This window comes from Arthrobacter sp. Sr24 (genome assembly GCF_054511175.1).
This window is the reverse complement of sequence record NZ_JBTNDB010000004.1, coordinates 179,491-194,974: the sequence shown is the minus strand read 5'-3', so window position 1 is coordinate 194,974 and position 15,484 is coordinate 179,491. Positions and strand designations below refer to the sequence as shown.

At 57.5% G+C, this 15,484-nt stretch carries 18 protein-coding genes; 6 read left to right on the top strand and 12 right to left on the bottom strand.

The window, feature by feature from the left end; translation table 11 throughout:
* Window positions 1-86: 86 nt before the first annotated feature.
* The 3 genes from ACX80D_RS05020 to ACX80D_RS05010 form a co-directional block, all read right to left on the bottom strand.
* Complete coding sequence (locus ACX80D_RS05020; protein WP_459321535.1) at window positions 87-1,028, bottom strand: cation transporter; 942 nt, start codon at window positions 1,026-1,028, stop codon at window positions 87-89.
* 41 nt (window positions 1,029-1,069) lie between these two features.
* Entirely contained in the window at window positions 1,070-1,549 is a 480-nt protein-coding gene (locus tag ACX80D_RS05015) for a transporter substrate-binding domain-containing protein (RefSeq protein WP_459321534.1), read from the bottom strand.
* An 89-nt stretch (window positions 1,550-1,638) separates the two neighbouring features.
* A complete protein-coding gene (locus ACX80D_RS05010) occupies window positions 1,639-2,313 on the bottom strand; it encodes a DUF6766 family protein (protein WP_459321533.1) in 675 nt (224 codons plus the stop codon).
* A gap of 190 nt (window positions 2,314-2,503) precedes the next feature.
* On the opposite strand from ACX80D_RS05010, the gene ACX80D_RS05005 reads away from it, so the two are divergent.
* The gene (locus tag ACX80D_RS05005) at window positions 2,504-3,022 is read left to right on the top strand and encodes a DUF6328 family protein (protein ID WP_459321532.1); all 519 of its coding nucleotides are present in this window, start codon (window positions 2,504-2,506) and stop codon (window positions 3,020-3,022) included.
* Window positions 3,023-3,067: 45 nt separating this feature from the next.
* Here the strand turns inward: ACX80D_RS05005 and ACX80D_RS05000 are convergent, their stop codons facing one another.
* From ACX80D_RS05000 to ACX80D_RS04975, 6 genes are all read right to left on the bottom strand, one after another.
* Complete coding sequence (locus ACX80D_RS05000; protein WP_459321543.1) at window positions 3,068-3,346, bottom strand: CDGSH iron-sulfur domain-containing protein; 279 nt, start codon at window positions 3,344-3,346, stop codon at window positions 3,068-3,070.
* Between the two features lies 1 nt (window position 3,347).
* A complete protein-coding gene (locus tag ACX80D_RS04995; protein ID WP_459321531.1) occupies window positions 3,348-4,412 on the bottom strand; it encodes an iron-containing redox enzyme family protein in 1,065 nt (354 codons plus the stop codon).
* Window positions 4,409-5,086, bottom strand: a complete 678-nt coding sequence (locus ACX80D_RS04990; protein WP_459321530.1) for a CinA family protein — start codon at window positions 5,084-5,086, stop codon at window positions 4,409-4,411. The genes ACX80D_RS04995 and ACX80D_RS04990 overlap by 4 nt, the downstream gene beginning before the upstream one ends.
* A 49-nt stretch (window positions 5,087-5,135) precedes the next feature.
* Complete coding sequence (locus ACX80D_RS04985) at window positions 5,136-6,035, bottom strand: SDR family oxidoreductase (protein WP_459321529.1); 900 nt, start codon at window positions 6,033-6,035, stop codon at window positions 5,136-5,138.
* Between the two features lie 93 nt (window positions 6,036-6,128).
* Entirely contained in the window at window positions 6,129-6,539 is a 411-nt protein-coding gene (locus ACX80D_RS04980) for a hypothetical protein (protein ID WP_459321528.1), read from the bottom strand.
* A 221-nt stretch (window positions 6,540-6,760) separates the two neighbouring features.
* Window positions 6,761-7,030: a GlsB/YeaQ/YmgE family stress response membrane protein gene (locus ACX80D_RS04975; protein ID WP_459321527.1), complete on the bottom strand. Its 270-nt coding sequence runs from the start codon at window positions 7,028-7,030 to the stop codon at window positions 6,761-6,763.
* A gap of 360 nt (window positions 7,031-7,390) precedes the next feature.
* Here ACX80D_RS04975 and ACX80D_RS04970 point away from each other — a divergent pair, with 360 nt between their 5' ends.
* The 3 genes from ACX80D_RS04970 to ACX80D_RS04960 all read left to right on the top strand — a co-directional run bounded on the left by ACX80D_RS04970 (window position 7,391) and on the right by ACX80D_RS04960 (window position 9,564).
* On the top strand, window positions 7,391-8,503 hold the full coding sequence (locus ACX80D_RS04970; RefSeq protein WP_459321526.1) for an FUSC family protein: 1,113 nt from the start codon (window positions 7,391-7,393) through the stop codon (window positions 8,501-8,503).
* A 197-nt stretch (window positions 8,504-8,700) separates the two neighbouring features.
* The gene (locus tag ACX80D_RS04965; RefSeq protein WP_459321525.1) at window positions 8,701-9,270 is read left to right on the top strand and encodes a Dps family protein; all 570 of its coding nucleotides are present in this window, start codon (window positions 8,701-8,703) and stop codon (window positions 9,268-9,270) included.
* A gap of 60 nt (window positions 9,271-9,330) precedes the next feature.
* Window positions 9,331-9,564 carry a hypothetical protein gene (locus ACX80D_RS04960; protein ID WP_459321524.1) on the top strand — a complete coding sequence of 78 codons (234 nt, stop codon included), beginning with the start codon at window positions 9,331-9,333 and terminating at the stop codon, window positions 9,562-9,564.
* Window positions 9,565-9,687: 123 nt separating this feature from the next.
* On the opposite strand, the gene ACX80D_RS04955 is transcribed toward ACX80D_RS04960, so the two are convergent.
* Window positions 9,688-10,839, bottom strand: coding sequence for a carboxylate-amine ligase (locus tag ACX80D_RS04955; RefSeq protein ID WP_459321523.1), 1,152 nt, complete (start codon window positions 10,837-10,839; stop codon window positions 9,688-9,690).
* A 240-nt stretch (window positions 10,840-11,079) separates the two neighbouring features.
* On the opposite strand from ACX80D_RS04955, the gene ACX80D_RS04950 reads away from it, so the two are divergent.
* A complete protein-coding gene (locus tag ACX80D_RS04950; RefSeq protein WP_459321522.1) occupies window positions 11,080-13,251 on the top strand; it encodes a catalase in 2,172 nt (723 codons plus the stop codon).
* A 50-nt stretch (window positions 13,252-13,301) separates the two neighbouring features.
* Window positions 13,302-14,288: a DNA topoisomerase IB gene (locus tag ACX80D_RS04945; protein WP_459321521.1), complete on the top strand. Its 987-nt coding sequence runs from the start codon at window positions 13,302-13,304 to the stop codon at window positions 14,286-14,288.
* 135 nt (window positions 14,289-14,423) lie between these two features.
* Here ACX80D_RS04945 and ACX80D_RS04940 read toward each other — a convergent pair whose 3' ends face one another.
* Both ACX80D_RS04940 and ACX80D_RS04935 read right to left on the bottom strand, forming a co-directional pair.
* The gene (locus tag ACX80D_RS04940) at window positions 14,424-14,609 is read right to left on the bottom strand and encodes a hypothetical protein (RefSeq protein WP_459321520.1); all 186 of its coding nucleotides are present in this window, start codon (window positions 14,607-14,609) and stop codon (window positions 14,424-14,426) included.
* 363 nt (window positions 14,610-14,972) lie between these two features.
* Window positions 14,973-15,452, bottom strand: a complete 480-nt coding sequence (locus ACX80D_RS04935; RefSeq protein WP_459321519.1) for a hypothetical protein — start codon at window positions 15,450-15,452, stop codon at window positions 14,973-14,975.
* Between the last annotated feature and the right edge of the window lie 32 nt (window positions 15,453-15,484).

Sequence of the window (15,484 nt, the reverse complement as noted above, 5' to 3'; positions counted from 1 at the left end):
CACCTCAGCGCCACGAAAACCTGTTACCCCGGCACCACCCTGATCCTGCGCTACAAAATCAAAAACAGCGACTGACCCCACATCGATTACCTCACCATGTCAAGAGCCCTGAGGTCAGGTGTGCGGGCGTAGTCCGGAATTGCTGTTGTCGGAATGATCACCACGTCCTGTAGTTTCCAGTTCATGGACAGACTCTTACGGGTCAGCTCCACCAAGGCATCGGTTGAGACTTCATCCGTGGCGGAGACTACGTATATTTCCGTATGAAAGACGTGCCCTTGGTCTCTCATGCGAATCCCGACTTGGGAGATCCAGGGTTGCTCGACCAGCAGGTCTTGGAGTTCTTCAATTAGCGGGTGGTTTTTTCGCTGGTCATAGGTGGTGGCACTTTCATCCATAAGATCCAGCACAGCAAACTTGGTGTTTCTCAAGCCGTCCCGCAAAATTCCTAGGGAGATGAATAGTGCTGCAGCCCCATCAGCCCACCACCAACCAATACCGATTCCCAAGACACCAATGATGGACCCGACATTCGTGCTCCAGTCAGCCTTACTCATGTCGGCGTCGGCGTACAGTAATTTATTGTGAAGCTCTTTGGCGACTTTCATTTTTGCTCGACCGAGAAAGATCGGTGGGACCGCAATGACGGCCATGACCGCCACCATGATCCAACCCATCCAAACGGTATTGCCCAGAATTTGGAGGGTTCCGATAGAGGGGTGCTCGGCCTTCAACAGTCCGAACAGTGCTTCATAAGCTAGCATGGCGCCTACCACAATCAAGGCGAAGGATCCCACTAAATGACCTATATTCATGGACCGGTGGTAGCCGTAGGGATGTTTCAGATTGGCCGTGCGGCCGATAAACACTGCAGCAACTAGAAATGCCACTTGCGGCAACGTTGAGAGCATGTCCTCCACCCACGCCGTTTTCATGGCTTGCGAGTTACCCAGCACAAATGACACAACCGTTATGGTGCACGCCGTGTAGGCCAAACTCAACCATTCCAGCCGTTTCGCTTTACGCAATGCCTCGCTCTATTTCTGCGCAGAGGTGGCTGTATCGTCGGTCATTTCCTGTCCCTTCCCTCGGCGGGTGCTGAGCCTGCTTGATCAAGGAACGTTTCCAGTTCGCTGAGCAGTGCGTTCTCGCCCATGGGCACAGCCATGACGTGCTTTAGATTCTCGCCGTACTGGTTGGGTGCCTCAACGTAGGTACGGGTAATAGCAGCTTTTGCCGTCCATGGCGTTCGTTCAGTCAGGCCGCCGATCACCACATCGAGATCTCCCTGGCTAAGTGCGTCCATCAGTGTTTCCTCGCCGCCCGGAACCCACTGGACTTCACTGCTAAGCGTGCGGGCAAATTCGAGCACCAAATCCACCTCCGTTCCGCTGGGGGCGTCGTTGTCGTGGAGAACAACCCACGGCTCGCTGTGTGATACCCCAACCCTTAGAGTCCCATTCCGGATTTGTTCCAGACTGTCCTCAGGATCCGTGGGAATCGAGATAGCGCAAGCGCTCAGAGTGGTGACAAGAATGATGAGCAACATGACGTATTTCGAGAGTGGTCGCATCTGTTACTCGCTATTCGCCGCTGAGCTGGGCTTGGTTGCCCCATGTTTTTGTGCGATTGCTGCTGTCATCCGGTCGCGCCAGTGTCCTCGTGCGCTGCTCCGACGGGTTTGGATTCGGGGGAGCCACGTTGACGAAGATAGATGGAGAGCACCACCATTGATCCGACGGCGAGGAATTCTGATTGCCAATTTTGTAGAGTGCGATTCCAGAACTCGGGGGACTGAACATATTGACTCCAAGAAAGCGTCTCCTGCATATTTTGAACTTGTTCCTGATTATAAGCACTGACACCAGCCACGGATTGGGCAAACCATGACAGCAGGAAGACCGAGCCCATGACGATAACAAGGGAGTTGGCAAAAATCTGGTGGCGCCAGCCTGAGAGTTTCGCCCAAGCGGGGGAGTGCGACGTCGAATAGTCTCCCGTCAGTTGTTCTTTGTCACTCTCGCGCCCAACCTTGTTTAGTTCCTTGGATTCGGGGGAGCCTTTTTGCACCAGCCATACGGTGGCCACAATATAGAGCAGGAACTGCAAATACTCGGATTGCCAATTCTCTGCGACATCTACACCAAAACTGGACGATATTAGGTACCGGCCCAAGCTGACGGTGGGAAATCCCGCAGTGAGTTGTTCTTCGTTGTATAGGGCATGTCCGGTAAACGCCTGACCCACCAGCGCCAATAAAAAAATCAGGCCAAAGAATAATCCTAAGCCATTCTCGCGTAGTGCTTTTTTCATGGCATGTCCTAACTTTGTGAAAAACCGACCACTAGGATGAAGATCAGGCCTAGGGCAATGACGAGCAAATATGCGAAGAATTGCCACCTCATGATTGCTACCTTTCTCCGTTGCTGTTGCGAACCCTACGATGATGAGCACTGGCATCCACAAAACGATAAGTCCTACTGCAGGCAGAATCGAGACCGCAATGAACACTGATGGTTTGAACGCTGCAGGAAACGATGGGGGAGACGACGCTGGCAGTGGCCGCCGCGAAACTCGTGATGAGAAACGGGACCGCAACTGGGACGACCTGCTGCAGGAATTGCGTGTCATGCAGACCGGCACTCAAATCATTGCTGGATTTCTGCTGACATTGCCTTTCCAGCAGCGGTTCGCTGACCTGGACGTGTTCGGAGTGGTGCTCTATCTGGTTCTGGTTGTTCTGGCAGCTGGGACCACATGCTTGATGTTGGTTCCCGTTGCCATGCACCGGGAATTGTTTGGGTTGCGGATCAAACTCCGCTTGGTGTCGTCGGGGCACCGGGTGGTCAGGGTGGTGTTGTGGCTGATTGGACTGCTGGTCGTGGGCACCACCGCGCTGATTTTTTATGTAGTACTTGACGGGCAGGCAGCGGCCCTGGTTGCTGTGGCGTTTGGGCTTGCTCTGTTGCTTGGGCTGCTCATTTATCCCCGCATGACCAGGCGCAGGTCTGCACGGCCTTGAAGGCCTGAACGCTTGCGGCTCTTGTGTGGAATCCTTGATCATTAGCTATTGCTCGTTTTCGGGACCGGTGCGGAACCCAATTAATTTATGGGTACCGTCGCAATACGGCTTAATGCCTGAGGCGCCGCAGCGGCATAAGGCCACGGTCTTTCGGCGCCTCGGCAAGGCTTCTCCCGTCGTCGATACGATCTCAAATTCACCGCGCACCAGTAGTGGCCCATCCGGGCAAGCCACGATTTCCGGAACGGATGTGCCGCTCCTTTGCTCCTGTCCTTGCTCGACGGTCCCGAGGGCTCGCAGCTCGTCCTTGGTATCGGGAATCATCTTAGTCATGGGCTTGTCCTTTCTCTGAGCTGTCCGGAGGTGGTGGTATGGGAACCAGCAGAGACGTGTCGCCGGAGTCCCAAGCGTCCATCGTTCTCTGTGTCGACATAGCGTCGAGGGCTAATGCCGCAGCCGCGCCAAAGTAAATATCTTCCAAGAGTGCGGGTTCGGCTTCGAAGAGCCCGCCGGCCAAGTCCCGGCCGGCGATTTGCTCATGAACTGCATCGGCTTCGACGTGTTCGTCAAAGTACCCTGTGACGTCCTCTTTGAATCCATGCCGACGGAATCCATTGCCGTAGAGCCGGTTTGGCTGGGAAGACGTCATTTCATAGGAGGCTAGGTGCCCCACGATGGCGCCCCTAAGGCGCCTATTTAGTCCAAACATGGACATCATGTTGGTTCCAGCCAGGGTCAGAGCTGGCACTGCGTCAACATAGTTGCCGTAGTGGTCGTTGAGACCCAGTCCGCGCATGGTCCGGGCAAAGAGGGCCGAATGCATCCGTTCCGGGCGTCCGCCGCCATATTCATCAGCCTGAATCTCCACCATGGCGGCCTTTGATCGACCAGTGAGGCGTGGAATGGCCCACGTGTGCGGATCAGCTTCCATAAGCTGGTAAATGGATTTATGGACCAGAAATTCCTGCAGTTGTTCTACCGTGGCCGATTTGGCAAGAAAACGGGACATAGACGGGCCGGTGTCGCTAGCGGCCATGGCGAAGAGAGCTTCTGCCACCTCATCACTAGTGTGGGCATCCAGCACGGGAAGGTCGACGGCGTCGCGCAGTTCGTGTTCGAACGCGGTCTCAAGTTCCTGCCGTGCCGTGATTAGGTTGGGGTTCCATTCCCATCTTTCATCCGCATCCGCCAAGCCGCTGTAGTGGAGTGCGTAGAGGGTAAACAAGCTCAGCTGCAGGTCTTCGTCGGCTAGCATGCCCTGCGTCTGCGCAATACCGTTGCTGACACTGTCCTGGAACGAACGAAGATTCTCTGCTTGATTTTCTGTTGCACCGCGGGGCAGCCTGAACAACGAGCTGCTGGCGGGCCCACGGGACACTGGAAATTTCATTGGGTTGCTCCTGAGTTTGAGCCGTCAGCGGCACCGACCAAGTTTGTTGTTGCTTCGAGCATTTGAAGTGCATGGAACGTCGTCTCCTGCACCACTTCGGAGGGATCCCCGAGAAAGAGGTGTTTGGCTACGGAAGTTCCGCTCGGTGTGTGAACAGCTATAAAGACAGTCCCGGCGGGTTGGTCTTCTTCTGGTTCCGGGCCTCCTGCACCGGTCACCGCCACAGCGAAGTCCGCGTCCAGCAGTTTCGCTATCCCATCGGCCATCTGACGGGCACAGTCGGCGGTAATAACGCAACCGCGATCCACTCCCAGAACTGAGAATTTGACTTCACTGTCGTAGGCAATAAGTGAGCCAAGGAACCATTCGGAGGAACTCTCGGCCGCCCCCAGATGGCATGAAATACTCCCGCTGGTCAGGGACTCAGCCGCGGCCACCTTCTGGTGTGCACGGCGCATGGTGTGTGAAATTCTCGCAGAGATCTCCAGCGATTTCTGTAACAGGCGGTCTGGGTTAGGGGACGTCACGATGCGCTCCTGCTCCAACTGCTTTTTTCGGGCATCGATCGCCGCATGGCCACTGCCGAGGCGCTGATGCAAAACCCATAGTTCCCTTCTTTCGATTGTTTCTGAGGTGCCAGCTGCCCATGTCATGCCCACCGCAGGGTGGGGCATGACATGGGCAGCTTATAGATTTAGTCCGTTGCTGCGCGCGGTGCACAGGTCAGGGTGAAGGGGTTCCGCCATTGACGTTGAGGGTTTCGCCCGAAACGTAGCTGGACTCAGAGGAAGCGAGGAAAACAAAAGCTGGTGCTAGCTCTGTCGGTTGCCCCGCCCGGCCAAGAGGGGTGTCCTTGCCGAACTCAGGTAGAGCTCCCTTGGGCTGACCATCGCTGACCTGCAACGGCGTCCAGATAGGCCCCGGGGCGACGGCATTGACGCGAATTCCGCGGGGAGCCAATTGTTGGGCGAGGCCCTTGGAGAAGTTATTGATGGCCGCCTTGGTGGAGGCGTAGTCGATCAGCGTGGGGGAGGGGTTGTAGGCCTGAATTGAGGTCGTGTTGATGATGGACGAGCCCGGAGCTAGATGTGGCAGGGCTGCCTTGGTGATCCAGAACATGGCGAAGATATTTGTTTTGAAGGTTTCTTCAAACTGTTCATCGCTGAGATCCTCAAGTTTCTCCACCGCGATTTGGCGTCCGGCATTATTGACGATTATGTCCAGCCCTCCCAACTGTTCGACGGCGTTCGCCACTAAGTCCCGAGCGGTGGAAGCTTCTGAGATGTCCCCTGGCAAGGCCACGGCGTTTTGGCCGCACTCACGGATGATGGCTGCAATCTTTTGCGCGTCAGGCTCTTCAACTGGGAGATACGACAACGCGACGTCGGCCCCTTCACGGGCGAAGGCTATGGCAACGGCGGCACCAATGCCGGAATCTGCCCCAGTAATCAGGGCTTTGCGGCCGGCCAACCGACCGGTTCCCCGGTAAGACTCCTCGCCACGGTCAGTTTGCGGTTCCAGATCACGGTCCAAACCTGGCTCGGGCTGATCCTGGATGGGAGGACTGATACTCGGGTAGCGGGTGACAGGATTTTGAAATGTGTACTGGTCGTTGTTCGTCATCAGTAATTCCTTTCGATGGACTTGCAAAGATTCATTGGAGTTACGGCACCCGATTGGTCGCAATTGCAGGTCATCCCTCTTGGTGGGTGCGATTCAAATGCCGGTCGTTGGATGTGTCCCACTCGGTTTGCCTAGATTGTTCCAATTTTTGCCCTCGCCACCGTTGAGTGCTGCGTCCGGAAATTCATCCGATACCTCAGGAACGATATCCAGCGGCGCGCCCGAGGTGGTGGCCGGGGTGTCGGAGACGGAGTCCAGCGGGTTGGCCACTGTATCCGAGTCCTGCTTGTGGGCTGGTATTACTTGGTCCATAAGCTTGTGCGCCGCCTGGCCGGCCTGATCCTTGACGGACTCCTGGACATGTGACACAGCCGCCTGGACGGCGTCCTTGTTCCATAATTCCTTCGCGGAAACCTTGATAGTCTCGTAGCTTCCGCGTCCTGCACGGGTGCCTAGGACATAGCCGGCAGCCATGCCAGCGAGAAATGTTAGTTTTGATTTCATGACGTTATCCTTCTTGGTGGAGAACCTCGGTCATCTCAGGTGTTCACGATTCCAACCCACTTCGCCCGCCCGGACTTGCGCGCTGGGCCTCTGGCATAACCGCTGCACTAGAAGTCCTTGGAATACCAGAACTCAGAACTCAGAACGTAGAAGCGGGAAGTAGGAAAACTGTCACGGTGCTGGCAGAGGTATGGCGGTCAGCACCGTGACCGGGGCAACTCCTAGGCTGCAGTCTTGTTACGGCCAGTAATGGCGCCGTAGATTCCAGCCACCACTAAACCACCAACGATTGCAAGAATCCAGGAACCGAGATTCCAGAATTCCATTTTTCCGTCCCCGAACAACAGGTCACCGATCCAACCACCAAGCACGGCACCGACAACGCCCAGGACCAAACTGGTGATCCAGCCACCCCCGACTCGGCCAGGCATGATTGCCTTGACAATGACCCCAACAATAAGGCCCAATACGATCCATCCGATGAAACCCATGACTCCTCCTTAGAAAAGAATGGCTAACTTTATTCGGTGAAACTCCGGGGGCTGCTTTCCGGAGCATCGGCCATCCGTTGGAGTAGCCGACAATGACAGCTTAAGCATATCCGTGCCAAAAATCTCCTAAGGGTGTTTCATTGGTTGTGGTTGCTAAGAGCAAATTTGTGCCCCACGTTGGCCCGGCCCGTTGGACTTCCGTTCTCCGGCACCGGCGTTTTGCGCGTTCTATTAAGATGATTAGGCCAGCCCCTAAAATTCCTACCTGCAGGCAAGATTGCTGACAGGTGTGGAGTGCCGCACACAGCAACACAGTGCTCCATAAAGACAGTGCTGCTTGAAGTTAATGAAGGGAGTGTCATGGCAACGTTGGGTGCATGGATAAAATCCACGGTCACCGGCCAGCGCGTGTTGCTTGCGGCCAAGACTGCGGTAGCTGTGGGTATTGCGTGGTTCTTGGCGCAGTACTTGCCAGGTGTGGTGGATGACTACCCTTATTACGCGCCCTTGGGCGTCTTGGTGAGCATGTATCCGACGTTCATGGGCTCTGTACGCTCGGGAATGCAGTCGCTCGCTGGTTTGCTTTTGGGCATTATTTTGGCTGCCGGTGTGCTCCTGCTGGGAGAGCCGAATGTGGTTTCAATTTCCTTGGCAGTCGGAGTGGGTGTGTTGCTCGCAGGGATCCCCCGTCTTGGGGCCGGGCGTGAGTACGTCCCCGTGGCCGCACTCCTGGTGTTGATCATTGGCGGTCAGGACGCTGACGCATTTTCGCTGGGGTATGCCGTTCAGATGGGATTTGGCGTGGTGGTGGGCCTCGTGGTCAATGTGAGCATTTTTCCGCCTTTGGCGCTCGATGCCGCCCGAGCCCAGATTTCGCGGGCGCGGTTGACGCTCATCAGCCAGTTGGAGGATGCTGCGGCAGCCCTAGGCGAACAATGGCCACCACAACACGAAGATTGGGCGGCACGGCGGCATGCGCTTGACGACGCCATTGTCGAGGTGAGGGACGCCGTGCACAATGCGGCGGAGAGCCAACGGGCCAACCCGCGGGCATACCGCCGCTCGCGCCACGGCGTGGTCGAAGACAGCTATGGTGATTTAGCTGTTTTAGAGGACATTACCTTCCACGTGCGGGATCTTTCTGAAGTTTTGGCTGGCGCGATCTGGGAAGGGCCTAACGAGTTCCGGCTTGAAGTGATGCTGCGGGAACCGTTGGGGCGGTGCTTGTCGGCAACAGCCGGCTTGCTGCAGTCGTGGGAGGACGGAGATGACCCCCAGGAATCTATTGACCATGTGTCCACGCGCCTGAGAGCTTTGACGGATGCCGTCGCTGCCAGCCATGCAGCGGCACCTCAAGGCGCCGGCGTCGGGTCCTTGGCACCCGGTGCAGCTGCTGCCTTGGATATACAGCGGATCGTCACTGCACTTACGCGTCATCTTCATCTAGATGGCGGCAATGGCTCGGGTATGTGACTGTTCCAGAGACAGTGGACATTAAGTTCTGGCGCGCGGACCGCACCGAAAACGTCCGTGGATACAGGGCCTAACGAGCCGCAGCTCCGTAGTTGACGTGCGACAGGCACTGAGTGGGGCTGGCGTTCTCGTGAGCGTATCGTTAGCGTGGGAAATACACCGGCCGTTGAAGATCGGCCGCTTTGAGAGGAGTTCCCATGGTTTCCAAGAAAACTTCCACAGCGAATTTTACTGTCCCAGGCCTGTCCTTGAAGGACGGGCATCAGGTGGCAGCTACCCTGCAAGGCAGGCTTCACTCCTTGAATGACCTCCAATTGACATTGAAGCATGCGCACTGGAATGTGATCGGTCGGGATTTCATTGGTGTCCACACCATGCTTGACCCGCAGATCGAATTGGTCCGGGCGATGATTGACGAGACAGCAGAGCGTATCGCGACGCTGGGTGTCTCGCCCAATGGATTGCCCGGTGCGCTGGTCAGGGATCGGGACTGGGACGATTATGAACTTGGGCGCGCCTCTACCATGGAGCACTTGGCTGCCTTGGATCTGGTCTACGACGGGATTGTCTCCAGCCACCGCGATGCCATCGCACTCACAGGAGAACTTGATCCGATCACCGAGGACATGCTCATTGGGCAGACCGCAAAACTGGAGCTGTTCCAGTGGTTCATGCGCGCGCATTTGGAAAACGCAGGTGGGACACTGAGCGACTCTGAATCGCACACGGAAACCTCCGCTGCGGCGAAGGCCAAGAGCAAGAAGTAAAGCTAAGCGAACCAGAAGCAGGTCAAGAGTAGGACCAAGATCAATATCAGGAGTAAGACCATGTCAAACACTGAGCATTTCGACTACGCCAAAAGCCCCGACGCTGCCCAAGAATCCGTCAAAGACGGACAGGACAGAACGGATACACCTAGGGGAGAAGACGGTCCGCAAACGGTACGCACCCACGTTTCAAAGGACGTTGAATCGGATCCTGCGCTCAACGACGGTTTGGGGCAGGACTGGGCCGACGAGGGAGGAGCCACTCCCAAAGGGCCGGCAACGTCCTCGGAGTGAACCTGCTCCAGTGCCGGCGGCTATAGTTCTTTGATTCTTGATGCCCTTGAACCGTCGGTGCTCCTGCACTCCATTGTGCCTCGCCCTGCTTGCAAGGTGGGGCACGATTGCGCCACCGCCGGATTACGGGACTGGGGATATCGCCGAGCCGCGCCAGTGTGAGCTGGCGACTTCGTCAACGCCATCCGCGTCTCCAGCGCCCATGCTGCTAGCAAAAAGTCCGCTCAAGGCGGACTGTCCGCCGGTGGCGTAGTGGGATCGCTGCTGTTGGGCCCCGGAGCCTTGTTCCTGCAGCTGCAACAGCAAGGAAGTGACAGCGACGAGGTCTTCACTGGCGCTCAAAGCGGGGGTGATTGTCTCCAGGAGGCACCCAACTGCCTCGCCTGCCGGGACCAGGGTTTGCAAAAGGGGATGGACCAACTCCCCGTCCATCCCGTAACGGGCGCCGTGCCAGAGGGCAGCGTCCAGAAATTCGCCGGTCGGTTCTGGTTGCGAATGCTGCTCAGATCCCAAATATGTTGCGACCAAACCCCTGCACAACAGTGCCAAAAGGACGGAGGACCAGGGCTGTAGTTGCGCGTCAGCGACCCGGATTTCCAGAGTGGGCTGGTGTTCTGACATTCTGGCATACCAAGCAATCGAGCCGCTGTCTGGCGTGCCGCCAATACCTATGAGGGCGTTGACTCGGTTGCGGTAGTCGGTGGCATTGGCGAATTGCGGTGGACATCCAGCAGTAGTCCAACGGCGCGAGTGAATGGCCCGCCAGCTGGCAAACCCAGTGTCTTGGCCAGACCAGTATGGCGAGTTAGCCGAGATGGCCATCAGGGTGGGCAACCAGCGGCGAATACCGTTCAGGCAGCGCAGGCCACTCTCGGGGTCCGGAATGCCCACATGGACGTGGAGTCCGTTGATTTCATGTTCCTGACTGAGTGCAACGACCAGCTCTGCAATTCTTTCATAGCGACTATCCTCGGTCATCACCGGTGCTGGCGATTTCTGGTAAGGCGTCCCCGTGCCTGCAACCACCACACCATGTGCTGTCGCTGCAGCCATGAGCGCTGTTCGGAACGCCGCAAGTGAACTGGCTGCCACTTCCCGGGAGTCGAAAATAGGTGATGCGAACTCTATTTGAGACTGAAAGAGCTCGTGGTGGACCTCAGTGGTTTTATGCCCCGCGGCCAAAAGTTCTCTCTGGATGGCGGGTGCCACATGGGCTGGTGTCAGGGTGGCTGGATCTAGGAAGACAAATTCTTCTTCAATGCCAAAGGTCAACATGTCGGTCTCCATTTCAGCCGGGATGCGAGATGAAAATTCGAATAAGCAAAAGCGCAATCATGGTTGCGGGCATCATGTTACCCGCAACATTATCTCGAGGGTAGGAACTTTTTCGCCCAGTAGGCCGTGTTCTGCTGCCGCTAAAGCCGGTCGGGGGAGTTAGGGGTCTTGACTGTACCCGGGGGGCGCGTTCAGAGTTGGAGTTGTTGAAGGAAGCAACTCAAATCATTGGGAGGAACCATGACTGACCCCAGTATGCCCGTGACGCCGCCAGTTCCCGGAGTGCCGTCGGTTGAGGCGCCGTCGTACGATGAGCCACAGCAGCCACGCAAACCGCTGCCACCCAAGCCAGATCAGCACGGGCCAGAACTTGTTTCACCCACTGGCACCCCCACTGGGGAGCCGCAAAATTCGCGCAGCCAGAGCGGTGACTATCTCACCACAGCGCAGGGGGCCAGGCTGCAGGATACGGACCATTCCCTCAAGGCTGGACGCCGGGGACCAACCCTGCTTCAAGACCATCATTTACGCGAAAAAATTACGCACTTTGATCATGAGCGCATCCCGGAGCGGGTGGTGCATGCCCGCGGCGCCGGGGCCCATGGCGTCTTCCAATCCTATGGAACCGCTACCGCGCTCACCCGAGCAGGGTTCCTAGCTCCCGAGGTAGAAACGCCAGTTTTCGTGCGGTTTTCCACCGTGCTAGGCTCCCGTGGCTCGGCAGATGCTGTGCGGGACACCCGGGGTTTCGCTGTGAAGTTCTACACCGACGAGGGCACTTTCGATCTCGTGGGAAACAATATTCCGGTCTTCTTCATTCAAGATGCCATCAAATTCCCCGATATCGTCCACGCGTCAAAGCCGCATCCTGACCGGGAAATTCCGCAAGCACAAAGCGCCCATGACACTTTCTGGGATTTTGTTTCATTGCACACAGAAGCTCAGGCTCATACCCTCTGGGTTATGGCGGACCGGGGCATCCCGCGTTCTTTCCGAGCGATGGAGGGGTTCGGCATTCACACGTTTCGCATGGTCAACGCTGAAGGCACGACGGCGTTGGTCAAGTTCCATTGGAAGCCCACCTTGGGTGTGCACTCGCTGGTGTGGGAAGAAGCGCAGATTCTCAACGGTGTAGATCCCGACTTCCACCGCAGGGACCTAGCCGACGCCATCGAAGCTGGCCACTACCCTTCATGGGAACTGGGCGTGCAGGTTTTCCCTGACGCAGACGATGAGATGTTCGCAGGCATTGACTTGCTGGACCCCACCAAGTTCGTTCCTGAGGAACTTGCGCCGGTGCAGATGCTGGGCCGAATGACACTGAACGCCAACCCGAAAAACTACTTCGCTGAGGTCGAACAGGTAGCGTTCCACCCGGGGCATCTGGTTCCCGGCATTGATGTCAGTAACGACCCCTTGCTGCAAGGCAGACTGTTTTCGTACCTGGACACTCAAATCAGCCGACTCGGCGGACCCAACTTTGGCCAGCTACCCATCAACCGCCCCCATGCACCCGTAAATGACATGCTCCGTGACGGCATGCACCAGAGCGCGGACTATGCCGGGGTGGCCCCCTACAAACCCAACACGCTCGACGGCGGCTGCCCCTTCCATGCGGGCGCGGACGCCGCGGCGTTCATTGACATTCCACAGGCAGTGCAGCAGGGCCTGAAGGAACGCGCTAATCCGGCCACTTTCAGTGACCACTTCTCCCAGGCGACGCTGTTCTATCGCAGCCTCACGGCAGTGGAGCAGGACCACGTGGCGCAGGCCTACGCCTTTGAGCTTGGCAAGTGCTATGAACAAACCATTCGGGAACGGCAGCTTGCCGCCTTGGCGAATATTGACGCTGATCTGTGCCGCCAAGTTGCGGCTGAGCTCGGTTTGCCTGCCCCCGATGCCACCGAGTCTGCCACGGAACAAACCCCAAGCCCGGCTGTGTCGCAATTGGGCAGGAAGTGGCCTATTGCGTCCCGGGTGATTGGCATTGTCACCGACGCCAACAGTGATGCCGAGCAGGTACTTCAGTCACGCGACGCCATCACCGAAGCGGGCATGCTGGCGTTGATCATTGCCCCAGTGGGCGGCAAGCTGCTCGATACTGAGGAGCCCGTGCAGCGAAGCTACGCCACTGCGCGCTCCGTGGAGTACGACGCCGTTATTCTCGCCACGGGGGACATGAATGGGCCGGATTCCCGAGTCGTAGTGTTGGCAGCAGAAGCCTTCCGGCATGGCAAAGCGATGGGCGGATGGGGCAGTGCTGGAGTCGTTTTGGCTGCTGCCGCTGTGGATGGGGAGGCAGCAGGGATAGTTCATGGGTACCCGGCGGAAGTGGTGGAGGGTCTGGGTAAACTGCTCGCGGAGCATCGGGTGTGGGCAAGGTTCAGCCAGCAAGGACAAGGCGAGGACTGACTCGGCAGACGCTGCAGACCAGCGGCCGGCGCACAACGAGAAAGAGAGCCATGAAGGAACAGCTGCACAGGGTCGAGCCGGGATCGGGCGGAATCACCCGCAGGGGAGCCGGTCGTGGTTTTACATATGTGTCGGCCAACGGTCGCAGAATCACTTCCGATAAGCTGCTGGGGCGCATCGCTGCCCTAGCCGTCCCACCGGCGTGGCAGCATGTCTGGATTGCAACGGATCCGAGGGCGCATATTCAAGCCACCGGGATAGATGCGGCTGGGCGCACCCAGTATATTTATCATCCTCGGTGGCGCGAGTTGCGTGACGATGAAAAGTTCATCCGGTCGCTGGCTTTCGCGCAGCGGCTCCCCAGTATGCGGCGGATCGTGACGCGGGATCTGAAACAACACAGCGATGCCAAGAGGCGCACGCTCGCCGCAGCCGTGCGCCTCATTGACAGTGTGGGGTTGCGGGTGGGCGGGGCTGCCTATGCTGACGAGAATGGCTCCTTTGGTGCTACGACGTTGCAACGGCGCCACGTTCATGCCCAGGGTAGCGAGATCCGGTTGGTGTTCCGAGGCAAATCAGCGGGCGCTTGGGACGTGCATCTTTCTGACCCGTTGTTGGGGGAATATTTTGCGACAGTGCCTGCCAACCCGCGCCAAGGACCCGCATTGTGTTTCCCCATTATGAACGGGCGCCGGAAAGTGTGGCAGTCCGTCTCGGATTCGGAAGTCAACTACTACCTAGGTACGGCAGCGGGCAGTGGCTTCACCGCCAAGGATTTCCGGACATGGCAAGGCACCGCGGTCGCAGCTGTTTCGTTGGCTCGCTCATATCGAATGGGCGCCTCATCGCCTGATGCGGTCACAGCGGCCATTCGGGATGCGTCAGCATGGTTGCACAACACCCCCACGATAGCCAAAGAATCTTACGTGAATCCGCGTGTCGTTGCGCTCTTCGAACAGGGCAAAGTTGCTGCCCTGAACCGACAGCGCGATAGTGCAGTGCTTGAACTCCTGACCTCCGGCACTAGGAACCACTAAATAACCGTGATTGAAGTTTTTTTGGGGGACGTTCACTCCAACCGGAATGAACGCCCCCCGACTCTGCCGGAATTCACATCAACTCAGGTTGATCCCAACTAGCGGTGTTGCTGACGGGGCGGTATCTCACTTTTTTTAGCCGGCGTCGAAGGACTTGTCCCCGTCTTCTTGACCGTGCTCGGAGTGGGAACTCTGGGCGTCCGTTCCGCTACCATCGGGCAACTCGTCAGGGTTCTTGGGCCCCTTGGCCTTGTGCGGAGAGGTGTCCCTATCCGATTGGCCTGGGGTCTTCTGCTGGTTAGATTCATCGTTAGTCTGCATGGCGCTCCTCTTCGTTAGCGTGGTTAAGTTGTTGTCTTCTTTGGAGTACTGGGTTGGTCTATGGCGGCGGGGCAGTCATTAAAGAAGGGTTGCCTGCGGTGGCAAGGAATGCGTTCGTTGTCAGCGGCGAAAGATCCGTACCTGATCGATCCAGTCGATGCCGGGTCCCTGGGGCGGCTCGGTTTGGGGCACCGGAGTTGGTGTCCGGAGATCCATGCCAACCTCAGCGGGGGTGGCTGCAGGAAGTGCGCCCAAGAAGACGAACTTCGCACGGTGAGGTAGAGCTGATGGGCTACGGAACGAAAAATCCGCTTCCCGCTCTTCCGCATTCCGCATTCCACGTGAAGCGTCAATTCACGTTCTTCAGGTGCCTTCACCAGCGGCGTCTGCTTCCGGTTCAGAGGAAAATGACTCACGGTCTGTTCTGGTAGGTCCGGCGTTGCTGTCATCCAGCGGCGCTTCCGTGGACGGCAAGTCCACGTTCGCCTCATCGCTGGGATCTAGAAGTCCTGCATCTGGTTCTGAGCGGTCCAGTTCCTCTCGGAACTGATCGTCAGTGCCGCCCAGCCGCCCGGCTCCGGGTTCGCCGTCGCTGCCGGCACTCTCGTCCTCGAAGAAGTTTTTGTCGGGAGCGCCAAGACTCACATCGCCAGTAAGGGCTTGCCTGTCAGTTTCCTGGCCCTGGAGGGTCGGGTCCGGTGACCCGGGGTTCGTGGCAGCGTTGTCAGGCATTTCATCTTCGGGGGTGGGGGAACCGTATCCTCCTTGAGGTTGTTCCGCTGACGGTTGTGCTGTGGGATTTTTTTCGCTTGTCTCGTGCGTTTTGTTGTCTTCGATAGTCACGGTGCTCTCCTTCGTTGACGGGTTCAATCATT